Genomic DNA, 23,272 nt, shown 5'->3' on the forward strand with positions numbered 1-23,272 from the left:
CGACCACCCCGCACCACACATCCCCTCATCGCCCCAGGACCGCCCCACGTCCCCCGACCACCCCACGTTCCCCGACCGCCCAGCGCCGCACGACCGGACACCCCTGGACGACTGGACCGGTTCCGTGGAGTCCCCTCCCGGATCCCCCGCCGATCAGGCCGCCAAGAGGCGGGCCGCCCGCCTGTTCGACATCCGGCGCATCATCGGCGGCCTGTTCCTCGCTTACGGCGTGATCCTCACCGTCACCGGGATCGTGGACACCCAGGATGCCGTGTCCAAGGCCGAAGGCATCCGCGTGAACCTCTGGACCGGCATCGCGATGATCGTCGTAGCCGCCGTCTTCATCGCCTGGGAACTCCTCCGCCCGGTGGACGTGCCCCCGCCGGATCAAGAACCTCCCGCCTGATCCGCCGCTGAACCGGATAAGTCCCTTCGCGTGGAACTTTCACCCCATACCTAGACAAAAGCCCAGCTCACGCCACCACCCCGCCCTCTCCGGCTTCCTTGCCCGGCCCGTTGGTCCTTAACATCGCGGGCGACCCCCCGGAGGTGGACCATGGCCGCGAGGCGCACGCTCCTGGCAGTGCTCACAGCCCTGATCGGTGTCCTGGCGTACCTGGTGGTGACGCCGACCCCACCCGCCAGGGCGGCCACCGTCAGGATCATGCCCCTCGGCGACTCCATCACCGGCTCCCCCGGCTGCTGGCGCGCCCTGCTGTGGAACCGCCTGGTCCAGGCCGGCTACACCGGCCTCGACTTCGTCGGCACCCTGCCACCCCAGGGATGCGGCGTCTCCCACGACGGCGACAACGAAGGCCACGGCGGAGCCCTCGTCACCAACGTCGCCGACCAGAACCAGCTCCCCGGCTGGCTGTCGGCCACCCGCCCCGACATCGTCCTGATGCACTTCGGCACCAACGACGTCTGGAGCAACCGCCCCACCCAGACGATCCTCGCCGCGTACAGCAAACTGGTCGACCAGATGCGGGCGAGCAACCCCAACATGAAGATCCTCGTCGCCCAGATCATCCCGATGAGCGTCAGCTCCTGCCCCGACTGCGGCAACCGCGTCATCAGCCTCAACGCGGCAATCCCCTCCTGGGCCGAGTCCAAGAGCACCCCCGCGTCCCCCATCGTGGTCGTCGACCAGTGGACCGGCTTCAGCAACGCGCAGAACACCTACGACGGCGTCCACCCCAACGCCGCCGGCGACCAGTTGATCTCCGACACGTGGTTCCCGCCCCTGAAGTCCCTCCTGGACGGCGTCCTCCCCACCCCCACGCCGACGCCCACCATGAGCACCACCCCCTCCCCGACCCGTCCCCCCACACCGACGCCGACCCCGACGCCGAGCAACTCCCCCGGCACCTGCCAGGCCACCTACACCGTCGGCAACTCCTGGCCCGGCGGCTTCAACGCCTCCGTGACCGTCCGCAACCCCGGCCCCACCACGACCTCCGGCTGGACCGTCCGCTGGATCTGGCCGAGCGGCCAGTCCGTCTCCCAGGCCTGGAACGCCACCGTCACCACCTCCGGCTCCACCGTGACCGCCAAGAACGCCCCCTACAACGGCACCCTCCCCGCCGGCGCCACCACAACCTTCGGCTTCACCGCCACCTACTCCCGCACCAACACCGCCCCCACCCCCCTCTGCACCTTCCCCTGACCCCAGGCCCGGCCCTCCGGCCACCTCCCACCAAGATCCAGGGCGCCCCCACCCGCCCGCCGGGGGCGCCCTCCCATTTTCCCGCCACCCCCACACCAAACTGACCCGACACCCCGCCCCGAACACCCCCCAAAATGTGAGAGACTCCAAGCTTGCGGGGCGGTAGCTCAGCCGGTCAGAGCAGCGGACTCATAATCCGTAGGTCGTGGGTTCAAGTCCCACCCGCCCTACTCCCGATCAGCCCGAAATCCGAGCTGACCAGCCCTTCTTCACGCAGCGGCCCACACATCACATGCAGCCGGATGTCACCGGAAGCAGTCCGGAGCCGGCGCTCACGGGATATGCGCGGGATGGGACGAGGCGCATTCTCCCGACTCAGGGCCACAAAGCGAAGGGCCGCGGGATGACCGTGACCATTGGAAGAGATCTTCACGCCGTCAACGCCTCGGCGATCCGCCGGTTGGCGATCTCCCGTTGCCCGTCTAGGCATTTGGCGTAGACCCGCAGCAGCACGTCCACGCTGTGCCCGGCCCGTTCCTCGGCATCCGGCGCCGGTACCCCCGAGTTGAGCCCTAGCAAGACCGCCGCATGCCGCAAGTCGTACGGCCGGCCAGCGGCGACGCGACCTGGTCAGGCGTCAACGCGTACGTCCGCGCTTCCTTCCAGACCTTGCCGTACGCGGTCCCGGCGAAGACACTGCCGGTGCGAGTCCGGAACAGCCGCCCGTCGGCCGCGGTGCCATGCCGTTCGATGTGCTCGCGAAGGATGCGCACCAACTCCGGCGGGATGGACACGTCCCTGATCGCCTTGCGCCGACGTTGCTTGAGGCCGCGAACGTCATGGGTGCTTCCTGAGTCGCTGTAGCGCCGGGAGCTTTCCGGGCGCGTCTGCTCCAAGGTCAGCAGGCCCCACTCGGTTGCCGGAAGATGGCAATCCTTCTCGCGCAGTCCGGCCGCCTCCGCAGGCCGCAGACCGGCGAAGTACATGCAGGCGAACATCCCCGCCAACATCGCCCCGCCCGCCGTACACGGCACCCGCCGCCCTGACCCAACCCGCCCGACCAGGGACGTGCCGCCGCCTCACCTAGGTACTGATACTCAGGCCTGCTGGGACGAGATCCTTCAGACTCGAGATCATGCGATTATTCCGAGCTGTTGGCCGCTATGTATCCCGATACGATCGCGGCAGGTTCGCGTTGGCCATCGCCGGCCCTTATGCGCTCCTCGTCATCGCCGCGACCGTCTACGTCGAGATCAGCACTCGCCAGCCAGGCAGCCAAGGGCTGGAGGCGCTGGCAGTGTTCGCGGTCACTGCTCCAAGTTCGCTGATCCTTATGGAGCTGCCGGCCGTACTGCCCGAAGTGACCTACTGGTTGTTTCCTGCGGCCGGGTTGTTCCAGGCATGGCTCCTATGGTTGAGCGCGCGAGGACGTAGGAAAAGCACGCCTCCAGCGGGGGCGCTCCGGCTCCAGGATGACGTCCAGGGCCAGGAGAAGGCGCCGTAGAGGGCTGGGGTGGAAGTCCGATCAGCCCTCCTGCCGTCAACCCAGGCGGAGCCCAGCAGACCGACTCCTCCGGCGCAAGCCCATCTGTGACCGTTGGCAACGCCGCAGCCGCCTCCGCGAGCTCGGGCACCACGCTGGTACAGGTGTCCGCGGTGAACCAGTACTACCTCGAAAGCATCGTCCAGTCGGCGCCGTCCCCGAGTTCGAGCAGGTAGTCCAGCGCCTGCGGGATGATCAACGCTCCGGGTCCGTGGTGCGGCGGGAAACCGGTGAGTCCACCAGGCGCCGCCCGTCCACGACGAGGTTGTCGGCGCCGCCGACGACCAGCAGCCGTGTCCGGCCGGCTGTGGTGGTCAACGTGGTGATGGCATCAGGAAATCTCGCGGGTCGCCGCCGGTGCGGCCGAGTCCTGTCGGACACCACGACGCCGGCCTCGGCGGCCACGGCTTTGGTGGTGGACGGGTCGTTCGTGCTTCCGAGCAATGCCCGGACGCCGGGCGGCAGGACGTCACCGGACCGGGTCACCCCGACCGCCTCGTGGCCGCGGCCGGCCTACACCATCGAGTTGCCGTTGACGGACGCCTCCGCGGCGACTTCCGGCTGGACGACGTCCCAGTGCTCGACGATCCGGCCGTTCTCGAGCCGGAAGATGTCGACGATGACGACCGGTGTCTCGGCCCAGCCCAGCACTCTGCTGTGAGTCATCACCAAGTCGCCGTCCTCGACGACGCGGGCGGGTTCCCAGGAGAATCCCTTCAGGTGCGGTACGACCGCGCGCAGTCCGTCCAGTCCGTTCGGCATCGTGGGGTTGTGCTGCACGTAGGGCTCGGCCCAGTACCGGTCGATCGCGGTCAGGTCCTTGTCGTGGAACAGTTCGCGCATCGCGGTCAGGACGATGTCCTTGTTGCTCATGATCACGCCTCCTTGATCGATCCGACGAACCTGTAGATCTGGCCGTCGACCGTGACGTGTGAGTACACGTCGCCGTTGGCGAAGTCCTCCACGTGAGTCACCGTCGCGCCGCTCTTCTCGCGCCAGCTGTTCAGGTAGAGCCCCGGGCGCAGCTCCTTGACCGTGATGCCGACGGTCTCCGTGTGGCCGTCGGGGGCCAGCCCCGCACCGTTCACCACCGTGAACGTGGCCGCCTCCGGCGAATCGAATCGGTAGCGCACCAGAAGCTCTCCGAGGTCGAACAAGAACGTCCGCCCCACCAACTCATCGGACATCGGTCTGTAGTCCTCTCTTCGCGGCCCAACGGCCGCAGTCAGTGACTTGAAGCTTCAAGTCACTGAGCGACTTTAACATTCAACTTGCCCACGGTCATCCCCTGCCGTCCAACCAGATCTGCGAAGATGCTGCGGTGACGGTGAGACTCTCCGCCCCAGAGCGCGCCGCATGGCGCTCACTGGCGATGATGATCCACTTGGTAGATCTCGAACTGGAACGCCAGATTCAGACCGACGCGGGCATGCCCCACTCGCACTACAAGGTCCTGGTGCTGCTGTCCGAGGCCCCGCGCCACACCGTCGGCTTGAAGGAGCTCGCCGAGTCCCTGCAGTACTCGCAAAGCCGGATCTCCCACGCGATGCGCGCGCTCGAGCGCGCCGAACTCGTACGCCGCGAGCCGACGCCCGAACCGGGACGGGCCCAGCAGGCCGTCCTCACCGACAACGGCCTGGAGCTGGTACTGCGTGTCGGCCCGCTGCAGATCGCCGCGGTCCGGGCCCGCGTCCTCGCAGGACTGACCCCGGTCCAGGTCGAGCACCTGAAGGAGATCGCCGACAGCGTCGTCGCGACCCTGCAAAGCGGGAGTCCCTCTCGCTAGAGCATGTCGACAAATGGTCACGGTGGTTGCGGTCAGATAATCCATCGTGGTGAGACGTGGTGAGCTGACCGAAAGTCCTGGCAGCGGATTGAGCCGCTGTCACCCGCCACCGACGGTCGTGGTCGTCCGTGGCGGGATCACCGCAAGGTCATCGACGGGATCTTGTGGCGGTTACGGACCGGAGCCCCCTGGCGCGACATCCCCAACGCTACGATCCCCGGCAGACCTGCTACTCACCACCAAGCTCAACCTGATCATTGTCAGACATGCTCTAGGTCGCCTGATGCGCCCCCTTTGAGGGCAGGATGCATGCTAGTGATCAAGATGCAATGGCTCGGCATCGATGTGACGATTGGCTAGGGGTGGCACTGCAGGGCAGGGCCATAGCAGTCCCCAGGGGGCTACCCGATACGGGACAGCGTTTCGCTGGCTTGCCGGCGTAGAGCCGGCTCTGGGCCGGACCGCTCGATCTCCTGGATCTTGGGCGAGCTGCTTGCGCTCTGAGTTGCCGACGCTTCCGGCTTCGTCGCCACCATGGCCGTCCCATGGCGGCAGGGCGGCACCACCATCAACGGCGTCGTGTCCGCCACGATGTGACCGGGCGGACCGCCGGTGGCCCGAGGGCCACCTCTGCTTCGTCGCCTTCGCGGCTCAGCCGCGGTCGGACGCCGAGGAGGGGGCGTACCGGATGACGTCGAGGTCATTGGCCGGAATGGTGACTCCCCTGCGCGATGTCATCGAGCAGCGAGGTCGCGGGGGGTGCGCTCGGCGCGGGTTCTCCTGACGGGACCGTCGAAGGGACCGCGCTCACCGTCGGGGCGGGAGGGAGGGCGTGGTCTCCGGCCAGGCCCGTGCCCTCCAGCAGGCCCATGTGGGTGTTCACGAACTTCGCCGCGCTCTCGGCGAAGCCGCGGATCAGAGTGTTGCGGGTGGAGGCCCGGACCGCGCCGATGGCGGGGAAGATCTTCCCGTGCGCCATGCGCAGACGCATGACGGCCGTCTCGTCGTATGCGAGTCCCTTCTTGGCGGAGATCTCGGCCATCCATCCCTTCTGGTCCTCGTTGGGCTCATCGGGCAGCGGCACGCGTAGTTGGGCCGCCACCTCCCGGACCTCGGCGTCCAGAAGTTCGTGCTGGCGGGCGATCTCCCCGAGGTTCTTCCTGGTGACGGCCCGGAAGCCGCGTTGCGCGGCCTGCCTGCCCGTCGGGATCTCCCAGAGGCCGGCCAGACGTACTTTGACCACCAGATCACGGTCCGCCGGGCTCAGCGGGCCCCATGGCGTCGAGACCGTCGCCTGCCCCGCCGCGTCCTGGGACGCCGCCCCGTCCGCCGGAGCGGCCCCGTCCGCCGGAGCGGCCCCATCTGCCGGAGCGGCGGCGTCCGCCGGGGCCGCGCCGTCCTGTGGTGCCGCGCCGTCCTGGGGTGCCTGCGCCGGAGGGTCGGAGGCTTCAGGCTCGGCGTCGGAGGCCTGCAGCGACGCGACGATCCGTGGCACCAGTTCCTCAGCCGGCAAGGCGCTCGGCACCGGCTCGGCGGCGGCCGCGTCCGGCTTGCCGGAGTCTCTGGAGCAGGCCGTGGTCGTCTGAAGGACGACGAGGCTGAGCACCACGGTGGCGACCGAAGCGATACGTGCGCGTCGCATCTCTGCCCGATCCCTTCTTACCTGGGGGAATCGCAACCCATCGCCATGACGACGATGGCCGCTCATCTGGAGCTACGGGCAGTTCGCGTGACCAGTTCGACGGTATTGGAACGAGTTTCTGTCCGCCGCGTGCCGAATCGCCGGGCGGTCCCTGCCCCCATCAGCGACCAGCGGAGGCGGAGAGGGTGGCGTACACGATGATGTTGTCGGTGTACCTGGGCGCCTTGGCGTTGGATCGGGGACGCCGCGTACGTCTCCCGCCGCGGCGGTACCGCGGTCGCCCCGCGTTCCCGCCGCCACCCGGGGTCGGCACCCACGCCGGACGAGCGCCGCCACAACGTAGGGGACCTCCCGTCAGGCTCAAGCGGCGGAATCGGGCCGGTGCGGCGCGATCGTGTGCGGCGGCGCTGCTGCGTCCGCCGCTGTACAAGAACCTCGACGAGTGTGATCCACGCCATAGTGGGGTTCTGTCATGGATCAGGCTCCTGTCTCGCTCAATCGGTAAGCGCACAGACAGGAGCCACACCATGAAGCACCGCGTCGTCGTCCTCGGCGCCGGCTACGCCGGGGCCTACTCGGCCTGCATCCTGGCCCGCCGCCTCGACCCAGCCGACACCGAGATCACCGTCGTCAACGCCGAACCCGACTTCGTCGAGCGGATGCGCCTTCACCAGGTGGCCGCCGGCCAGGACCTCAAGACGCGCCCGCTGGCGGACATGTTCGCCGGCACGGGGGTGCGGCTGCGCCTGGCGCGCGTCGAAGCGGTCGACGCCGAACGCAGGACCGTCGCACTGGACGACGGCGAGCTGGGCTATGACACCCTGCTCTACACGCTCGGCAGCACCGTCGCCGACCACGGCGTCCCCGGTGTCGCCGAGCACGCCTTCCACGTCACCGGCCGGCCTGCGGCGCTGCGGCTGCGCGAACGCCTGGACGGCCTGGGCCAGGGCGGGCGGGTGCTGGTCGTGGGCGAGGGCCTGACCGGCATCGAGACCGCGACCGAGATCGCCGAGTCACGGCCCGGCCTCCAGGTGACGCTGGCCGCCCGCGGCGAGCTGGGCGCCTGGCTCTCCTCCGGCGCACGCCGCCACATGCGCCGCGCCTTCGACCGGCTGGGCGTCACCGTCCACGAGCACACCTCCATCGAACGCGTCGAGCAGACCGGGGCGATCGCCGCCGGCGGGACCGCCTTCCCGTCGGAGGCGACCGTGTGGTGCGGCGGGTTCGCCGTCCATCCCATCGCGGCCGGCAGCAGCCTCAAGGTCGCCGGCACCGGCCAGATCGTCGTCGACAACACCATGCGCTCGGTCTCGCACGCCGACGTCTACGCCGCGGGCGACAGCGTCCACGTCATCGCCGGGAACGGCCGGCCGCTGCCGATGTCCTGCGCCTCGGCCGGTTTTACCAGCATGCGGGCGACCCAGGCGATCGTCGGGCACCTGACCGGCCGCAAGGTCTCCACCACCGCCCTGCCCTACTACGGCAACCACATCAGCCTCGGGCGGCGCGACGCGATCTTCCAGGTGGTCGGCGGCGACCTCCGGGCCAAATCCTGGTACCTGGCGGGCCGCTCGGCCGCACGCGTCAAGAACGGCATCCTCAACAGCGCCGCGTGGAGCGTGGGCCACCCGACCTTCGGCATGCCGACCCGCAAGCACCGCTTGACCGCCGCGCCCGGAAGCTCCGCCGAGGCGGCTGTTGCCTAGAGTCGAGCGCATGGATCCCGTCGCCACCGAGCAGTTCGAGGCCGGCCGCCCCCGGCTGGCCTCGCTCGCGTACCGCCTTCTCGGCTCGGCCGCCGACGCCGAGGACACCGTGCAGGACGCGTTCCTGCGCTGGCAGGCGGCCGACCGCGACCGGATCGAGATGCCGCAAGCATGGCTGACCAAGATCGTGACCAACCTGTGCATCGACAAGCTCCGCTCCGCCCGGACCAGGCACGAACACGCGGCCGGTGTGTCGTTGCCCGAACCCCTCCTCCACGGCGACCCGATGCTCGGCCCGGCCGACACCTTCGAACAACGCGAATCGGTGTCCCTGGCCGTACTGACCCTCATGGAGTACCTCACCCCTCACGAGCGGGCCGTCTACGTGCTGCGCGAGGCGTTCTCGTACAGCCACGCCGAGATCGCCGGCATCCTCGACATCACCGAGTCCGCCAGCCAGCAGCACCTGCACCGGGCCCGGCGACGCGTCGCCGCCCGGCACCGCGGCGACATCGTCGACAACGCCGGTGCCCGCCGGATAGTCGAGGCCTTCCTGCACGCCGCCACGTCAGGAGAGACCGAACGGCTGATCGCCCTGCTCACCGAGGACGCGACCGGAATCTCGGACGGCGCCGGACTCACCGAGAGAGTGCTGCTGTTCCCCACCCCCAAGCGACTGGCCGCCGCCGCAAGGGCCACGCTCAACCCGAGAAACCGCAAGCACCGATGGGTCGGCGGCCCCATCGCACTGCACGCCGGCGTGGTCAACGGCTCCCCTGCCCTGATCGCCGTGGCCGGCGACCAGGTGGCAGGCCTCGTGGTGTTCGAGATGCGCGAGGGAAAAATCGCGTCCGCCTACGGCGTCGCCTCCCCCAGACGGCTCGGCCGTCTCACCACCATGTGGTCGCAGCAGGGGCACAACGCACCGATACTCGAGTCCTGGTGACGGCCGCCAAGGTACGCGGAAACTATGCCACCGAATGGGGAATGGAAATGACTCATCGCCCAGCTGGTGTTGCGGTGCCCTACCCCTGACGGAAAAGTCAGTCGCGACGGATACCGTCACTCACCATGAATACCGCAAACGCACGGTTCGATCTCTTCCCGGAGGAAGAGCCGGTGGCCGAAGGCTCTGGCCATCCGCCGTTGCCGCCGGGCCTCGGTGACCGCATCCATCTCCCCCGGGTCGGTGTCGAGCACCTGGCCGCTGGGCCGCCGGCTAGACCCGGGGCTGCAGGCGATAGCCGCGATATCCCGGGCAGCTGCCCGACGGCGCCCACCTGCCGGCGTTCATGCGGATCTCGATCGTCACGCCCTCGCAGTAGACCCACAACGTGTTCGGTTCTTTGAGGTCGCAGTAAAAGGTCATCCTCACGCCCGGCCCGGCCACCGGAGTGCAGTAACTCGTCTCCGCCGCGGCGAGGCCCCTGGGCGGGTTCTTCCACGCGGTCACGCTGAAATCGCCGGACGCCTCGGTGCCCGGCGAGGCCCATGCCGCGTTCGTGCCGAGGGGGGCCACCAGCAGTACGGCCAGTGCCAGTGCGGCGAGGAGGAATCGATGAGCGAATCTCATTGGGTTCCCTTCTGTTCGGGCACGCAACGGCTCACGCGTAGAGGTGTCCTATCGACATCCGGCCGATCTTCGCCGGAGTCACCTCACGATTGATGACCCACACCAGAGCATTGTCAAATATTGCGCTGAAATGGGATGACCGAAACGGGGAATAACCTTCACTTCCGCAGCGGGAATCGCGCGAGATGCCAGAGCTCTCGCGAAAGTTTCACGCACCGAAGGGCCTCGGTGACGCCTGACGATGTTGCCGAAACCGGCTCTGGTCACCTACCGGATCTGCGACGGGGCGCGGACGGTGACCGCGACGGACGTGACCCGGGTGGGCTGGGCTCATAGCGGTGAGCCCCGGCGGATCGTAGGGTGGTTGCGAGGGCCCCGGGCGTGGGGAAGCGCTCCGGGGCTCTCGCGTCTACGGCCACAGCCAGTCGGGTGCGGAACCAGTTCAGGCGGTCCGGCTGGGCCGGCGGTCACTTCGAGCAGTACGGCGCGTACCCGCGGCTTCCGTGCCGCCCGCTGATCCAGGGTGAGCGGATGCGGCGATGCTCCTGGGAGGACCTGTCCGAGCAGGTGAGGGCCGCTGTGCTGAACCATACGGGCCCGGTCGCGGTCAGTGTGGCGGTGGAGCGTGGTGAGCACCCCGATTTTCGTGCCGTGCTGGACACCGAGGCCGGGCCGGTGTTCGTCAAGGGCATGACCTCGAGCCGAGCGCCTGGGCGCGACCCCAGCCCGGAGGGGATGACTCTGCGGGGGGCGGCGCCGGCCGGACGGGCCAAGCGATACCAGCGACACGAAGCAGCCCTGCGCGTCGTAGCACCAGTACAAGAACTCGCCACGCTGTCAGGAAAACCCAACACGCGTGCACAGGAATATGGCTATTTTTTCGGATATATGGCCTCTTTCTACGTCGAGCAGATTGAACAGGCACCGCACCTTACCCATCGTCCTCACTAACGTACATTTCCAGGATTGCCCCTGCAAATCATGACCGACCCATGGATAATCGTGGACGGAAATACCGCGCGCGTCAGATGTGGCCACCGGATTGCCGCCCGCCTGAAAGGCATGGGAGATCATGGATATTCACGGCAAAACAGTGCTCGTCGCCGGTGGCACCTCTGGACTCGGGCTGGGAGTCGCACGGCACTTCTCGGCACGTGGCGCGAATGTCGTCATCGTCGGTCGTCGCGGCCGGCTCGCCGCCCAGATCGCGAGCGATCTCGGTGACAACGCACTCGGGGTCGGCGCCGACATCGCCGACGCCGAAGCGGTCGCCGCCGCCGTCGCCGCCACGGTCGACCGGTTCGGAACGATCGACATCAACGTCAACACCGCAGGCATCCTCATCCCGACGACCCTTGTCACCGGCACCGGAGAGCCCACCGACAGCAGCGAGCTGGTCCGGCTCGTGAACACCAACCTCGTCGGTACCTTCAACGTCATGACCCGCGCGGCGGCCGTGATGCTGGGCAATCCCCCCGGCGAGGACGGCGAGCGGGGCGTCATCATCAACACCTCCTCCATCGCGGCCCACGACGGCACCATCGGACTGGTGTGCTACTCCGCGACGAAGGGCGCCCTCGAAGGCATGACCCTGCCCGCGGCGCGCGAGTTCGCCGGCCGGGGCATCCGCGTCAACACCATCGCCCCCGGCGGCTTCGACACGCCCATGGTCCACGACTACGTCCAGGACGGCGTGATGGACGAGCAATTCACGCAGTTCGTGAACCCTCGCCGGCTGGGCACCCCCGATGAGTTCGCGGCGTTCGCCGCACACATCGTCGAGAACCGGTATTTCAACGCCGCCAACCTCAGGCTGGACGCGGGTTACCGCATACCACTGTGACGAAGTCACAAGATCGGATCGACGATCCATCTCATCCCCGAAACGGGGCGATTCACACCTTCAGCCTGGCTGTGGCTGGTGCACCGAAAGCGGTTATCGGTGTGCGAGATGAGCTAGGCGCGAACTGCCCGTTTCCGCCGGTTGCCTGCTGCTGTGGTGTGAGACGGATGAGCGCCATCGACCAATGACCTCGCAGGAGGCACTTCATGGCCGGACCAGAGGGCACCGACACCAAGACTCCGATCATCCTCATCCACGGGCTGTGGCTTACCCCGCGCGCCTGGGAACACTGGATCGAGCGCTACACCGGGCTCGGCCACCAGGTATTCGCCCCGGCCTGGCCGGGCATGGAGATCGAGGTGGAAGCCCTGCGCAAGAACCCGGAGGCGATGAACGGCCTTGGCGTCACCGAAGTGGCCGACTTCTACGAGAAGGTCATCCGCCGGCAGGCTCGGGCGCCCATCATCGTCGGCCATTCCTTCGGCGGCCTCGTCACGCAGATCCTGCTGGACCGTGGCCTCGGCGTCGCCGGCGTCGCGATCCACCCCGCCCCGATCAAGGGCGTGCTGCGGCTGCCGCTCAGCAGCCTGCGTTCGGCCTTCCCGGTCCTGTCCGACCCCGGTAACCGTTCCAGGACCGTGGCGCTGAGCGCCAAGCAGTTCCACTACGCGTTCACCAACACCCTGACCGCACAGGAGTCCGAGGCGATCTACCAGCGCTACCACGTGCCCGCCCCCGGCCGGCCGCTGTTCCAGGCCGCCACCGCCAACCTGCGACGGCACGCCGCCACCCGAGTCAACGTGCACAACGACACCCGTGCCCCGCTACTCCTGATCGCCGGTGGCGCCGACCACACCGTCCCCGTCACGCTGGTACGGGCGACCTACCAGCGCTACCGCAAGTCCCGTGCGGTCACCGACTACCAGGAGTTCGCCCGCATGCCGCACTTCGCCCTCGGCGCCCCCCAATGGGAGAAAGTCGCCGACCACGTCGTCCGCTGGGCGGAGCAGCAGGCCTCGCGACACGCCAGACGGAGCGCCGGAACAGCGACTTGATCCTCCGGATCCACGTGAGACCGAGCGTCACCCAAAGAGAGAAGGCGCCAATGCCAGACGCACGGCGGACCGAACTCTCCGTCTCGTGAGGGTAGCGCTGCTGGGACCGGTCGCCTGGCGCACGCCTCCGCGCCATTACGGCCCGTGGGAGCAGGTGACGAGCCTGCTCGCCGAGGGGCTCTCCGCCGCCGGGGTCGATGTGACGCTGTTCGCCACGCTGGACTCCGTCACTTCTGGATCGCTGGACGGTGTGTGCCCGCGCGGGTACGCCGACGATCCGTCGCTCGACGGCCGGGTGTGGGAGGCGATGCATGTCGCGCACGCGTTGAGCCGTTCGGGCGAGTTCGACGTCGTCCACAGCCATCTCGACTGGCTGCCACTGGCCTTCGCCGATCATTGCCGGGCCCCGTTGCTCACCACGGTCCATGGATTCTCCGGCATGGGTATTCTGCCCGCCTACGCCCATGCCCGGTCCGCCTACGTGTCCATCTCGGACGCGGACCGTGCCCCGGAGCTGGACTACGTCGCCACGGTGCACCACGGCATCGATCTGGACGCGTTTCCTTTCGACCCGGTGGGCGGCCGGCGGCTGATCGCGTTCGGCCGCGTTCATCCCGACAAGGGAACACACACGTCCATCGAGATCGCTCGGCGGGCCGGGATGCCGCTGACCATCTGCGGGATCGTCCAGGACGAGCGGTACTTCGAGAAGGAGGTCGCTCCGAAGGTCGACGGCGAACAGGTCAGGTTCCTCGGGCCGGTGGGACCCGGGAGGCGTGGCGAGATCCTCGGCAGCGGCGCCGCCCTGCTGCATCCCATCGCGTTCGAGGAGCCCTTCGGCCTGGCGGTGGTCGAGTCGATGGCCTGCGGCACGCCCGTCGTCGCCTACCGGCGCGGATCCATGGCCGAAGTCGTGGACCCGGGTGTGACGGGTTTCCTGGTGGATTCCCTCGACGAGGCGGTCACCGCGGTGGCGCGCATCGCGACGGTCGATCGTGCGGGCTGCCGCGCGCAGGCCGAACGCAGGTTCAGCGCAGATCGAATGGTGGCCAGTTACTTGCGCATTTATCGCGAAATGTTAGGACAAAGTTAGCGGCTGATAGTGTCAGGTGGACGTAGACCACGCCATCGGCTGAGGGTCACGACAGCCGGGCCCCCGTAAAAGGGCGGGCCCCCGGTCAAGGCTCCGGGTTCCACCGCACAGGCAGACGGGATGAGCCGTCTTCACCGAACGAGCCGTATCGGCATCCATTCTCTGGCGGCCGAATGACCGAAAGGCATGGCAGTTGGCCCTCACATACGGCTTTCTCAGTACCCATCCGCCCACCCAGTGCGGGCTCGCGACCTTCAATGCCGCCCTGGCCGCCCATCTCACCAAGGGCGGCGTGTCCGGGGGCATCGTCCGTGTCACCGCGGACGGCGACGACGAACGGCCGCAGCCCGGAGTCGTGCACACCTGGACTCCCGGCGGGCTCGGCGGCTGGCAGGCCGCGGCCTCCGCTCTGGAGGACTTCGACGTGGCCATCGTGCAGCACGAGTACGGCATCTACCCCGGTCTGGACGGCCAGGACGTCCTGCCGCTGCTGCGGTGCCTCACCGTGCCGAGCATCGTGGTCCTGCACACCGTCCTGGCCAGGCCCACTCCCCCGCAAAAAGCCCTGCTCGAGGAGATAGGTGACGCCGCCGACGCGATCGTGACCATGACCGGCACCGCTCGTGACCGGTTGGAAGCCGACTACCAGGTGGATGCCGGCAAGGTGTTCGTCATTCCGCACGGGGCCGCCGACCACAGGCGGGTCCCGGCTCAGCGCCGCCCCCGTCCGCACCTGCTCACGTGGGGACTGCTCGGACCCGGCAAAGGGATCGAATGGGCGTTGCGTGCCCTCGCGCTCCTGGTGGACCTCGCCCCCTCACCGATCTACACGATCGCCGGCAAGACCCACCCCAAGGTGCTGGAGCTCCAGGGCGAGGCCTATCGCGACGGCCTGCACGATCTCGCCGCCCGGTTGGGTGTGTCCACGGCTGTACGCCACGACCCCGTCTACCGGGATCAGGACTCGCTGAGCCGGCTGGTCCGTTCGGCAGATGTCGTCGTCCTGCCCTATGACTCGGCCGAGCAGGTCACGTCCGGTGTCCTCATCGAGGCCGTCGCCGCAGGCGTGCCGGTCGTCGCCACCGCCTTCCCGCACGCCGTGGAGCTGCTGACCAGCGGCCCGGGACTGCTCGTTCCCCACGCCGACCCCGCCGCGCTCGCCTCCGCCATCCGGCGTGTCCTCACCCAACCCGGGCTGGCCGACAATCTCACCGGGCGTACCCGCGCCCTGATCCCGACCCTGCTGTGGCCGGCGGTCGCGGCCCGATACGACGGCCTCGGCCGGTCGCTCGTCGCCGCGCGGCCGGCCGCGATGCTGCCATGAGCGCCGCCGATCCCGGCTTCAAGCACCTGTTCCGGATGAGCGACGACACCGGCCTGTTCGAGCACGCGCGGCACGCCGTCGTCCGCCGCGAGCACGGCTACTGCACCGACGACGTCGCCCGCGGCCTCGTCATCGCCAGCCGTGAACCGCGCCCCGCCGACCGGCTGACCCGGCTGACCGAGTGCTACCTGGCCTTCCTCACACACGCGCAAGATCGTTCCGGCGCGTTCCGCAACCGGCTCACCTTCGACCGCCGCTGGAGCGAGCTGCCGGGCGTCGGCGACTGGTGGGGACGGGCGATGTGGGGCCTGGGCACCGCAGCGGCCCGCAACACCATCCCTTGGATACGGGACGAGGCGCTGAACGCCTTCGTCCTCGGCGCCGGACAGCGCTCCCCGCATCCACGCGCCATGGCCTTCGCCGGGCTCGGCGCGGCGGAGGTCCTGCGCACCACCCCGGACAGCACCGTGGCCGCCTCCCTGCTGATGGACGCCGTGGAGGCGATCGGCATACCCTCGGAGGACCCCGCCTGGCCGTGGCCGCAACCGCACCTGACCTACGCCAATGCCGCTCTCGCCGAAGTCATCATCGCCGCCGGGCATCTGAGCGACGACCGGCAGCTGCTCACCACCGGCCTGCGCATGCTGACCTGGCTGTCGGACATCCAGACGAAGAACGGCCGGCTCGCGGTCGTGCCCGCAGCCGGCTGGCGGCAGGACGCGCCTTGGGCCCGCTACGACCAGCAGCCGATCGAGGTGGCGACGCTCGCCGACGCCTACGCCACCGCCGGCCTCGTGACCGGCGACCCTTCGTGGCAGGAGAGGGTACGCCAGTCAGTGGCATGGTTCCAGGGGGACAACGACGCCGGCGTTCCGATGTGGGACCCGGCGACCGGCGGCGGCTACGACGGCCTGACCGAGCACGGCCCGAACCTCAACCAGGGAGCGGAGTCGACCATCGCGCTGATCTCCACCATGCAGCATGCCAGGCGGCTCTCGTGACCATCAGGGATCTGGCCACGCGGCTCGGCCCGACCCTCACCCCCGATCCGCGGAGAGTGATCATCAAGCTCTTCGTGCCCGGTGAGGACGCCGCGCTCACCCGGACCAGGGCCGCAGCGCTGATCGACCGCATCATGCTCCTGGGCGAAGATCAGACCACCGAAATGCTCCAGAAGACGCTGCGACGATTCGGCAACCGGCACCACGACCTCGAAACGACCTTCGCCCATCACCACGACCTGGTCCGCCATCGCGTCCCGCGCGACGTCGAGCTGTCCCTGCCGGCTCGCCTCCTCGTGGGCGCCTACTTCAGTCACGAGTACGCCGTGGAGGGCGCGGCAGTGTGCAACCCCTCCATGGTCCCTCATCCCGACCAGTCCGGCCTGCGCCCCGGACAGCTCCGTGTGGCGATCAGCCTGCGGCAGATCGGCGAGGGACACCTGTCATCGATCGGCTTCGCCACGGCACTGCTCGGCCCCGGCTCCGAACTGGCGATCACCGACCGCTCAGGAACGCTGTCCGTCGGGTGCCGGCTCCGGACCCGCCATCGACGGGACCTGCTCGCCGCCGGGCTCTGCGACGGCGCCTGGGACAACGAGGTGACGGCCGCCGTCCTGCGATCCCTGCCGGAACGCTTCGACGACAACGACTTCGAGCACGCGATCGCCCGGCTCCCCGCCGACCTGCTCACCCGCACCTCCACACAGCCGACTCTGGAAGAGATGCGCCGCGCGACGCACTGCGACTACGCCGTTGCCTTCCCCGCCGATCTCCCCCTGCACCGGCGGGTCCTCTGGCCGTCGACCGCGGCAGAGTCCAACGGCATGGAGGACGCGCGATTCGTACGAATCGTCGACCAGGACGGCACACCTTCGTACCGCGCCACCTACACCGCCTACGACGGGCGGCGCATCCGCTCACACCTGATCGCCAGCGACGACCTGCGCCACTTCGCGGTCACTCCCATGCGCGGCCCGGCCGCCGTCAACAAAGGCATGGCGCTCTTCCCACGACCGGTCGGCGGACGGACGCTGGCGCTGTGCCGCTCCGACGGCGAGACCATCGGGCTCACGACCTTGGACCGGCACAACAGCTGGCAACCACCGACGCCGCTGCACACCCCTCGCTGGGACTGGGAACTCATCCAGGTGGGCAACTGCGGATCTCCCATCGAGACCGGTTTCGGATGGCTCGTCCTGACCCATGGCGTCGGCCCGATGCGCGACTACTCCATCGGCGCCCTGCTGCTCGACCTTCACGAGCCGCACCGTGTCATCGCCGAACTCCCCGGAACGCTCCTCACCGCCGACGGCACCGAACGCGAAGGCTACGTGCCCAATGTCGTGTACTCCTGCGGCGGCCTGCTGCACGATGACGCCCTGTGGCTGCCTTATGGGGCGAGCGACACCCGCATCGGATTCGCCCGTGTGCCGCTCGACACCCTCATCAACGCGATGCGTCCACCGAGCAGGGCGGCCGACCCGTCTCGGCGCGGTAGGTCCGCTTCTTCCTGACCGGCCCGCGACGCCAAGCCGTACCGGTCCGGTCCGGTCATCATCTGCCGGTCACGGTCCAGGCCGGTGACGATCGAGCATTCAGCAGTTATCGGTTTTACTGCCGCATTGTTTGTTTATTGCCTGTTTTCCCTAAGCACGGGTGGGAGTTGGGTCAAAGGACGGACGCTCCACCGTCGGCGACTGCCAGGGGGAGCGAAATCGCCTGGCCACCGTCACCATCTCCGGATGGTACTGAACCCGTCCCAAGGACGCGCTCGATCTCCGACAGCCGTCTGGCGGAAGAACCGGCCACGAAAGGGACATCGACATGGCCACCGACGTGCACATCCCGGCGACGAAACGAAGCCCGATGGACTCGATGAGGAGGACCGCGCTCGTCGCGGGACTGCTTTACTTGATCACCATTGTCACCTCGATCCCGGCGCTCCTCCTCTACGGCCCCGTGCTCTACGATCCGGGCTACATCGCCGGGCCCGGCCCGGACACCGGCGTGCTCTGGGGCGGCTTCCTGGAGGTCATCTGCGTCTTTGCCTGCATCGGCACGGCGGTTGTGCTGTTTCCGGTGGTCAAACGGCAGAACGAGGCGGCCGCGCTCGGTTTCGTCGCCGCTCGCGTCCTGGAAGCCGCCATCATCGTCGTCGGCATCATCAGTCTCCTGGCCGTCGTGACCCTGCGGCGGTCCGCGACCGCCGGAGCCGATGTGGACTCGCTCGTCACCATCGGCACCACGCTCGTCGCGATCCACAACTGGACGTTTCTTCTCGGCCCCGGCTTCATCCCGGCCGTGAACGCCTTGTTGCTGGGCTACCTGCTGTACCGGTCGCGGCTCGTGCCGCGGGTCATTCCCGTGATGGGCCTCGTCGGGGCGCCCCTGCTCTTCCTTTCCGCGACCGCCGTGCTGTTCGGCCTCTACACGCAGGTATCTGTGCTGTCGGGCCTGTCAGCCGTTCCGATATTCCTGTGGGAGGGGTCGCTCGGCCTCTGGCTGGTCGTCAAAGGGTTCACGCCCTCGTCCCTCACCGCTGCAACGGCCGGGCCCAGCGCACGCTGACCCGCGAATGGCTGCCCATCAGCGGTCATCGGCTGACCGCGCGGCCAGGGACGCGGGAGCTTGTCGAATTTCCCCGAGAAAGGACGGCCCAGTCATGACACCCCGGAAAATCGCGGTCACGGTAGGAGCACTGTTCATCTTCCAGATGATCTCGGCCATGATCGGCACCACCCTTACCCAGGCGTTCGTCGACGGCAATCCCGACAAGACGGCGCTGACGGCCGGCGTGGCGCTCATGATGTGCTCGGGCCTGGCCGTGGTGGCCATCGGCCTGCTCATGTACCAGGTCCTGAAGGGCGTCAACCAGAAGCTGGCCCTGTGGTACCCCGTCATGAGGGTCATCGAGTTCGCGGTCTCCGCCACCTGCGGCATCTACCTGCTGACGCAACTGCAGGCCGTCCCCGACACGATGTTGTGGGTGTACATCCCCACGGCCATCGGCGGCCTGGTGTTCACCTACCTGCTGTTCGTCTCACGAATCGTCCCGCAGTCCGTCGCGGCCCTCGGGCTCATCGGCTACGCCCTGCTTCTGCTGGGAGTGCCGCTGGACCTCCTCGGCGTCCTGGACATGGACGCGGGAGCGGGCATGCTCTTGCTGGCGCCGGGCGGTTTGTTCGAAGTCCTGGTCCTGCCCATCTGGCTGTTCGCCAAGGGCTTCACATGGCCTCAGCCGTCTCAACCGGCGCGGGTCAGCGCGGCGTAGTCAAGAGAACGGCTCCTGCTCGGGCTTCTTCCCAGGTACGGCCTGCGGTGGTGGCTCGGGGGCCGGTCCTGCCGGGAGGGGGATCGGATCGTCCTTGAAGAGCTCCGGCCCGGCCCGGTAGAGGATGGCGGTGATCGGCACGGCCACGACCGCGCCCGCGATCCCCGCCAGGATCCCGCCGACGGCCAGCACCATGATGATCGCCAGCGGGTGGAAGTGCAGCACCCGGCCGACGATCAGCGGCTGGAGGACGTGGTTCTCCAGTTGCTGCTCGACGACCAGGATGCCGACGAAGATCAGCGCGTAGATCGGGCCCTTCGCGCCGAGCGTGACCAGTGTCGCGACCGCACCGGCGAGGAGGATGCCGACGATCGGGATGAAGCTGGCCAGGAAGATCAGTACGGCGAGTGCCGCCCACAACGGGACGCCCATGACGGCCAGCACCAGACCCATGAGCACGCCGTGCACCGCGGCCACGGCCACCGTGCCCTGCACGTAGTGGGACAGCGTGGCCCAGGCGGTCCGCCCGGCCCGGTCGACCCGCGGCGCCATCCGGCCGAATCCCCTGAGGAACCAGGACCAGATCCGGTCACCATCCTTGAGCAGGAAGAACGTCACGAACAGCAGGAGCACGATCGAGGCCAGCACCTCCACCACCACCACGGTGCCCGCGAGAACCGTCGAGGTGATCTGCTGCTGCCGCTCGGTGACGAATTTGGCGAGCTCGTCCACCCAGTCACTGAGCTGGATGGGCTTCAGGCCCAGAGGACCGGTGTAGAGCCAGCCCTCCACCGTCTTGGCTGTCCGCCTGACCTGTGTCACCAGGCCGGGGAACTCGGCATTGGCCCGGACTCCGATGATCCAGCCCGTCCCGCTCAGCACGGCGAAGGCGACAAGCATGGTGACCCAGGTCGCGTAGATCGCCCGCAGGCCCAACGCTCGCAGTAGCCGGGTGAGTGGGAACAGCAGAGCGGTCAGCAGCAGGGCGACCGCCACCGGCAGGGCGACGATGCGCATCGTCGCCACGAAACCAAGCACATAGTTGGCCACGATGCCGATGACGATCAGACACGCGCACCACGCGGCCATCCTCGCCAAGGTCGGAGGCACCAACCGCAGCAGGCGCTCCTGAGGTGATTCCATGCAGAGGAACTTCCCCACCGGCCGGGAATAGGCGCTTTTCAAGACTTCAAGCCTAAGAAATGTTGAGGAATATTTGCATCATGGGGAGCATGATTTTGCCCCACCTGCGGGGTCGCCGGGTGTTCACGCCCAGCGATAAGTAGGACGCAAGTTGCTCCTTTCCCCCCTGATCCAGCCTGCTTTTTGATCAGACGTAACCTGACTTCTCCGCTCACGCGATCGTGTGCATGACCCCGGCCACGGTGCCCCATATTTCCTGCCCGCAGGAGCCAGCATGACCACCCCAGATGACAACCGCGAACTCACCACGAATACCGACCGACTCCTGCGCATCACGCCGCTCGTCGAGTCCGTGGGTCTGAGGATCGAAGGTGAACTCGACCGCGTCACGCTGCCCGCCCTGCTCCCCGCACTGGCCGCGATGTCAGGTCGCGGCAGCTTCTCTGTCGACGTCAGTGGTCTGGTGTTCTGCGACGTCGGTGGACTGCGTACCCTGGTCACCGCCGCCGCCGGCCTCCGCGGCGGCCACATACTGACCATGCGGTCGCCCTCCCCGGAGGTACGACGCCTGCTCAAGCTCACCGGCTGGCACAAGATGGCCGGCCTCCGCCTACAGGCGCCGTCGCGCACTCTGCCCAACCCTCTTGGGTCGAGCTTGGATGTCCAAACTCTTGTCGTCCACGACGACCTCGAGGGCGATGGAGGGAAGTTGGCCTCTGAAACAGGCAAGCCTCTCCCATCCTCCGGAGGAACAGTAGTGAGACATCGTGACGACGGGCGGTCCATCCTGGTGGGCTACGACGAATCATCGGGGAGCGAGCAGGCGTTGCGATGGGCGGCCGAGGAGGCGCGGCTGCGCGACTGTCCTGTACTGGTCTGCCACGCGTGGCAGTGGCCATATCCTCTGCGACCCGCCGGCGAGCAGATGCTGGCCCAGGTTGAGCACATCGCCACCGCCGTGGTGCACAACGGAGTGGATCACGTACGTGAACACCACGCCGGCATCGAGGTCCAGCCGCTACTGATCAAGGGCCCGGTCTCGGCGGTGTTGCTGAAAGCCGCGGAGGAGGCCCAGCTCGTGGTTCTGGGCTCTCGAGGAGTGGGCGGATTCGAGGACCTGAGGGTGGGGTCAGCGGCCGTGCAGGTGCCCGCACACAGTGCCCGGCCGGTCGTGGTCGTACGCCCCGCAGGCGAGCCGATCAATCAACCCACTTCACGGATCATCGTCGGGGTCGACGGCTCTCCCGCGAGTAAGGCGGCATTCGGCTTCGCCCTGCGTGAGGCCGCCCTGCGTGGCGGGACGGTGACGGCCATCTGCGCCTGGTGGGATCCCGGAGCCCTCCCAGGACCTGACCAGCTCCCCTTCGTGGACGCAGCGATGATGCGTGCGGGAGCGGAGACCCGTTTTCAGCAGGTGGTGTCACTGCTGACCGCTCAGTATCCAGATGTGCCGGTGACCACCGACTTCGTGGGCGAGCGCCCTCCGCGTGCGATCGTCGAAGCCGCCAGGGGCGCGACGTTGCTCGTCCTCGGACGCAGCGGGCTCGGCCCTGGGACCGGCACCCTGCTGGGAGCCGTCACCCAAGCCGCGCTGTCGGGGGTTCACTGCCCGGTGGCCGTGACCCCGCCACCGGACTGACCCATCAGTTGGACGCGGTGCTCGGAGCGCCTTCGACGGATGCGGGGCCGGTGGCAGGGCTGAGGGGTTCCAGCCAGCCGAGCCGCTCGGCCAGGTGCCGGGCGCTGTCGATGACGGTGGCGATGTGGGGGGAGGGGTTGTCCTGGTGCCACAGCAGGGACCAGGGGTAGTGCATGGCGGGTTCGATCAGGGACCGCCAGATGGTGCCCGGCCGGTTGGAGGTGCGGAAGGAGGAGGGGACGCAGTGCACGCAACGGTCCTGAAGGACGAGGTCGACGGCGGCGCGGCTGCTCTGCACGGTGCCTTCGTAGAGGGTGGGCGCGAACCCGGCCGAGCGGCACAACGTGATGACGAACTGGTTGAGCTCCGGCGTCTGGGATTCCTCGCCGAGGAGCAGGAGCTCGTCGGAGAGGGCGGCGACGGGTACACCGTCGAGTTCGGCGAAGCGGTGCTCGTCGGGCGCCAGCACGCCGAGCGGATCGAGCCTGATCAGCTTGGAGGTCACCTCAGCCGGAGCTTGCGAAGCGTGTCCGATGGCGATGTCCAGCCGGCCGTCGGCCAGTTGCCGGTACTGCTCGGGAGCACCCGCTTCAACCTGGTGAATCGTGATGTCGGGATGGGTGCGCTGGAGCTCACGCAGGATCTGCGGCATGGTGTCGTAGCCCGCGTCGATGATGCCCACGCGGAGTATGGGTGCGGACGCGGCGGCGTTGCGTGCCGCCTGCCCGGCCCTGCCCACGCGATCGAGGATCTGACGGGCCTCCACGAGGAAGGCAGCGCCGGCTGGGGTCAGGTCGACGTGGTGGGTGCTGCGGTCCAGCAGCCGTACCCCCAGTTCGCGTTCCAGCCGCTGGATCTGCTGGCTCAGCGAGGACTGCACGATGTGCTCGCGCGCAGCTGCCCGGCCGAAATGCAACTCTTCGGCCAGCGTCACAAAATAGCGCAACTGACGCAGCTCCATGCCCACCACCCCTTCCCGCTCGGGCG

The 23,272-nt window shown here is 68.2% G+C and carries 25 protein-coding genes, 1 tRNA gene and 1 pseudogene; 18 read left to right on the forward strand and 9 right to left on the reverse strand.

All coding sequences use genetic code 11. The annotated features are described in order from the left end of the window. The 3 genes from ABGB17_RS29700 to ABGB17_RS29710 form a co-directional block, all read left to right on the forward strand. On the forward strand, positions 1 to 406 hold a 406-nt coding region (locus tag ABGB17_RS29700; RefSeq protein WP_347635403.1), incomplete at its 5' end, for a hypothetical protein. Between the two features lie 177 nt (positions 407 to 583). Further along, positions 584 to 1,666: a cellulose binding domain-containing protein gene (locus ABGB17_RS29705; protein ID WP_347635405.1), complete on the forward strand. Its 1,083-nt coding sequence runs from the start codon at positions 584 to 586 to the stop codon at positions 1,664 to 1,666. A 156-nt stretch (positions 1,667 to 1,822) separates the two neighbouring features. After that, positions 1,823 to 1,896, forward strand: a tRNA-Ile gene (locus tag ABGB17_RS29710). 199 nt (positions 1,897 to 2,095) lie between these two features. On the opposite strand, the gene ABGB17_RS29715 is transcribed toward ABGB17_RS29710, so the two are convergent. Together ABGB17_RS29715 and ABGB17_RS29720 are read right to left on the reverse strand one after the other, a co-directional pair. Further along, positions 2,096 to 2,245 carry a hypothetical protein gene (locus tag ABGB17_RS29715; protein WP_347635407.1) on the reverse strand — a complete coding sequence of 50 codons (150 nt, stop codon included), beginning with the start codon at positions 2,243 to 2,245 and terminating at the stop codon, positions 2,096 to 2,098. Next, positions 2,239 to 2,664, reverse strand: a complete 426-nt coding sequence (locus tag ABGB17_RS29720; protein ID WP_347635409.1) for a hypothetical protein — start codon at positions 2,662 to 2,664, stop codon at positions 2,239 to 2,241. The genes ABGB17_RS29715 and ABGB17_RS29720 overlap by 7 nt, the downstream gene beginning before the upstream one ends. 197 nt (positions 2,665 to 2,861) lie before the next feature. Between ABGB17_RS29720 and ABGB17_RS29725 the strand changes: the two genes are divergently transcribed. Beyond that, entirely contained in the window at positions 2,862 to 3,170 is a 309-nt protein-coding gene (locus tag ABGB17_RS29725) for a hypothetical protein (protein WP_347635411.1), read from the forward strand. 234 nt (positions 3,171 to 3,404) lie between these two features. Here ABGB17_RS29725 and ABGB17_RS29730 read toward each other — a convergent pair whose 3' ends face one another. From ABGB17_RS29730 to ABGB17_RS29740, 3 genes are read right to left on the reverse strand one after another with little or no spacing between them, the layout of a single operon-like run. Further along, positions 3,405 to 3,695 carry a hypothetical protein gene (locus tag ABGB17_RS29730; RefSeq protein WP_347635413.1) on the reverse strand — a complete coding sequence of 97 codons (291 nt, stop codon included), beginning with the start codon at positions 3,693 to 3,695 and terminating at the stop codon, positions 3,405 to 3,407. A 27-nt stretch (positions 3,696 to 3,722) separates the two neighbouring features. Then, positions 3,723 to 4,082, reverse strand: coding sequence for a nuclear transport factor 2 family protein (locus ABGB17_RS29735; protein ID WP_347635415.1), 360 nt, complete (start codon positions 4,080 to 4,082; stop codon positions 3,723 to 3,725). Between the two features lie 2 nt (positions 4,083 to 4,084). Continuing rightward, positions 4,085 to 4,396 carry a hypothetical protein gene (locus tag ABGB17_RS29740; protein ID WP_347635416.1) on the reverse strand — a complete coding sequence of 104 codons (312 nt, stop codon included), beginning with the start codon at positions 4,394 to 4,396 and terminating at the stop codon, positions 4,085 to 4,087. Between the two features lie 197 nt (positions 4,397 to 4,593). Between ABGB17_RS29740 and ABGB17_RS29745 the strand changes: the two genes are divergently transcribed. Both ABGB17_RS29745 and ABGB17_RS29750 read left to right on the forward strand, forming a co-directional pair. Then, a complete protein-coding gene (locus ABGB17_RS29745) occupies positions 4,594 to 4,995 on the forward strand; it encodes a MarR family transcriptional regulator (protein ID WP_347635418.1) in 402 nt (133 codons plus the stop codon). Positions 4,996 to 5,059: 64 nt separating this feature from the next. Then, positions 5,060 to 5,199, forward strand: a pseudogene (locus ABGB17_RS29750) (transposase); the annotation flags it as partial. A gap of 496 nt (positions 5,200 to 5,695) precedes the next feature. Here the strand turns inward: ABGB17_RS29750 and ABGB17_RS29755 are convergent. Next, positions 5,696 to 6,637, reverse strand: coding sequence for a DUF4142 domain-containing protein (locus ABGB17_RS29755; RefSeq protein ID WP_347635419.1), 942 nt, complete (start codon positions 6,635 to 6,637; stop codon positions 5,696 to 5,698). A 527-nt stretch (positions 6,638 to 7,164) separates the two neighbouring features. On the opposite strand from ABGB17_RS29755, the gene ABGB17_RS29760 reads away from it, so the two are divergent. Both ABGB17_RS29760 and ABGB17_RS29765 read left to right on the forward strand, forming a co-directional pair. Beyond that, positions 7,165 to 8,343, forward strand: a complete 1,179-nt coding sequence (locus ABGB17_RS29760; RefSeq protein WP_347635421.1) for an FAD-dependent oxidoreductase — start codon at positions 7,165 to 7,167, stop codon at positions 8,341 to 8,343. A gap of 10 nt (positions 8,344 to 8,353) precedes the next feature. Then, positions 8,354 to 9,289, forward strand: a complete 936-nt coding sequence (locus tag ABGB17_RS29765) for a sigma-70 family RNA polymerase sigma factor (RefSeq protein ID WP_347635423.1) — start codon at positions 8,354 to 8,356, stop codon at positions 9,287 to 9,289. A gap of 273 nt (positions 9,290 to 9,562) precedes the next feature. Here ABGB17_RS29765 and ABGB17_RS29770 read toward each other — a convergent pair whose 3' ends face one another. After that, positions 9,563 to 9,916: a hypothetical protein gene (locus ABGB17_RS29770; RefSeq protein ID WP_347635425.1), complete on the reverse strand. Its 354-nt coding sequence runs from the start codon at positions 9,914 to 9,916 to the stop codon at positions 9,563 to 9,565. Between the two features lie 429 nt (positions 9,917 to 10,345). On the opposite strand from ABGB17_RS29770, the gene ABGB17_RS29775 reads away from it, so the two are divergent. From ABGB17_RS29775 to ABGB17_RS29815, 9 genes are all read left to right on the forward strand, one after another. Then, positions 10,346 to 10,867 carry a hypothetical protein gene (locus ABGB17_RS29775; RefSeq protein ID WP_347635427.1) on the forward strand — a complete coding sequence of 174 codons (522 nt, stop codon included), beginning with the start codon at positions 10,346 to 10,348 and terminating at the stop codon, positions 10,865 to 10,867. Between the two features lie 142 nt (positions 10,868 to 11,009). Next, positions 11,010 to 11,759, forward strand: coding sequence for an SDR family NAD(P)-dependent oxidoreductase (locus tag ABGB17_RS29780; protein WP_347635428.1), 750 nt, complete (start codon positions 11,010 to 11,012; stop codon positions 11,757 to 11,759). 206 nt (positions 11,760 to 11,965) lie between these two features. Further along, positions 11,966 to 12,814 carry an alpha/beta hydrolase gene (locus tag ABGB17_RS29785; protein ID WP_347635429.1) on the forward strand — a complete coding sequence of 283 codons (849 nt, stop codon included), beginning with the start codon at positions 11,966 to 11,968 and terminating at the stop codon, positions 12,812 to 12,814. Between the two features lie 85 nt (positions 12,815 to 12,899). Beyond that, positions 12,900 to 13,907 (forward strand): glycosyltransferase family 4 protein, encoded by a 1,008-nt coding sequence (locus tag ABGB17_RS29790; protein WP_347635430.1) that lies wholly within the window; start codon positions 12,900 to 12,902, stop codon positions 13,905 to 13,907. A gap of 193 nt (positions 13,908 to 14,100) precedes the next feature. Then, on the forward strand, positions 14,101 to 15,231 hold the full coding sequence (locus ABGB17_RS29795) for a glycosyltransferase (RefSeq protein WP_347635432.1): 1,131 nt from the start codon (positions 14,101 to 14,103) through the stop codon (positions 15,229 to 15,231). Beyond that, positions 15,228 to 16,232 carry a glycosyltransferase gene (locus ABGB17_RS29800; RefSeq protein WP_347635434.1) on the forward strand — a complete coding sequence of 335 codons (1,005 nt, stop codon included), beginning with the start codon at positions 15,228 to 15,230 and terminating at the stop codon, positions 16,230 to 16,232. The genes ABGB17_RS29795 and ABGB17_RS29800 overlap by 4 nt, the downstream gene beginning before the upstream one ends. Further along, on the forward strand, positions 16,229 to 17,746 hold the full coding sequence (locus ABGB17_RS29805; RefSeq protein WP_347635436.1) for a glycoside hydrolase family 130 protein: 1,518 nt from the start codon (positions 16,229 to 16,231) through the stop codon (positions 17,744 to 17,746). Before ABGB17_RS29800 ends, ABGB17_RS29805 begins: the two co-directional genes overlap by 4 nt. Positions 17,747 to 18,056: 310 nt before the next feature. Beyond that, positions 18,057 to 18,800 (forward strand): DUF4386 domain-containing protein, encoded by a 744-nt coding sequence (locus ABGB17_RS29810; protein ID WP_347635438.1) that lies wholly within the window; start codon positions 18,057 to 18,059, stop codon positions 18,798 to 18,800. A 94-nt stretch (positions 18,801 to 18,894) separates the two neighbouring features. Then, entirely contained in the window at positions 18,895 to 19,503 is a 609-nt protein-coding gene (locus ABGB17_RS29815) for a DUF4386 domain-containing protein (protein WP_347635440.1), read from the forward strand. On the opposite strand, the gene ABGB17_RS29820 is transcribed toward ABGB17_RS29815, so the two are convergent. Beyond that, complete coding sequence (locus tag ABGB17_RS29820) at positions 19,504 to 20,646, reverse strand: AI-2E family transporter (RefSeq protein ID WP_347635442.1); 1,143 nt, start codon at positions 20,644 to 20,646, stop codon at positions 19,504 to 19,506. Positions 20,647 to 20,920: 274 nt separating this feature from the next. Here ABGB17_RS29820 and ABGB17_RS29825 point away from each other — a divergent pair, with 274 nt between their 5' ends. Beyond that, positions 20,921 to 22,285 (forward strand): universal stress protein, encoded by a 1,365-nt coding sequence (locus tag ABGB17_RS29825; protein ID WP_347635444.1) that lies wholly within the window; start codon positions 20,921 to 20,923, stop codon positions 22,283 to 22,285. Positions 22,286 to 22,289: 4 nt separating this feature from the next. Here the strand turns inward: ABGB17_RS29825 and ABGB17_RS29830 are convergent, their stop codons facing one another. Continuing rightward, on the reverse strand, positions 22,290 to 23,246 hold the full coding sequence (locus ABGB17_RS29830) for a LysR substrate-binding domain-containing protein (RefSeq protein WP_347635446.1): 957 nt from the start codon (positions 23,244 to 23,246) through the stop codon (positions 22,290 to 22,292). Positions 23,247 to 23,272: the final 26 nt, after the last annotated feature.

This window comes from Sphaerisporangium sp. B11E5 (assembly GCF_039871875.1).
Taxonomy (GTDB): domain Bacteria; phylum Actinomycetota; class Actinomycetes; order Streptosporangiales; family Streptosporangiaceae; genus Sphaerisporangium.

Excerpts from the sequence above, each read along its gene's own strand:
- ABGB17_RS29720 (WP_347635409.1), bottom strand. The coding sequence starts at position 2,664 with ATGTTCGCCTGCATGTACTTCGCCGGTCTGCGGCCTGCGGAGGCGGCC.
- ABGB17_RS29735 (WP_347635415.1), bottom strand. The coding sequence starts at position 4,082 with ATGAGCAACAAGGACATCGTCCTGACCGCGATGCGCGAACTGTTCCAC.
- ABGB17_RS29740 (WP_347635416.1), bottom strand. The coding sequence starts at position 4,396 with ATGTCCGATGAGTTGGTGGGGCGGACGTTCTTGTTCGACCTCGGAGAG.
- ABGB17_RS29755 (WP_347635419.1), bottom strand. The coding sequence starts at position 6,637 with ATGCGACGCGCACGTATCGCTTCGGTCGCCACCGTGGTGCTCAGCCTC.
- ABGB17_RS29760 (WP_347635421.1), top strand. The coding sequence starts at position 7,165 with ATGAAGCACCGCGTCGTCGTCCTCGGCGCCGGCTACGCCGGGGCCTAC.
- ABGB17_RS29765 (WP_347635423.1), top strand. The coding sequence starts at position 8,354 with ATGGATCCCGTCGCCACCGAGCAGTTCGAGGCCGGCCGCCCCCGGCTG.
- ABGB17_RS29770 (WP_347635425.1), bottom strand. The coding sequence starts at position 9,916 with ATGAGATTCGCTCATCGATTCCTCCTCGCCGCACTGGCACTGGCCGTA.
- ABGB17_RS29785 (WP_347635429.1), top strand. The coding sequence starts at position 11,966 with ATGGCCGGACCAGAGGGCACCGACACCAAGACTCCGATCATCCTCATC.
- ABGB17_RS29800 (WP_347635434.1), top strand. The coding sequence starts at position 15,228 with ATGAGCGCCGCCGATCCCGGCTTCAAGCACCTGTTCCGGATGAGCGAC.
- ABGB17_RS29810 (WP_347635438.1), top strand. The coding sequence starts at position 18,057 with ATGGCCACCGACGTGCACATCCCGGCGACGAAACGAAGCCCGATGGAC.
- ABGB17_RS29815 (WP_347635440.1), top strand. The coding sequence starts at position 18,895 with ATGACACCCCGGAAAATCGCGGTCACGGTAGGAGCACTGTTCATCTTC.
- ABGB17_RS29820 (WP_347635442.1), bottom strand. The coding sequence starts at position 20,646 with ATGGAATCACCTCAGGAGCGCCTGCTGCGGTTGGTGCCTCCGACCTTG.
- ABGB17_RS29825 (WP_347635444.1), top strand. The coding sequence starts at position 20,921 with ATGACCACCCCAGATGACAACCGCGAACTCACCACGAATACCGACCGA.
- ABGB17_RS29830 (WP_347635446.1), bottom strand. The coding sequence starts at position 23,246 with ATGGAGCTGCGTCAGTTGCGCTATTTTGTGACGCTGGCCGAAGAGTTG.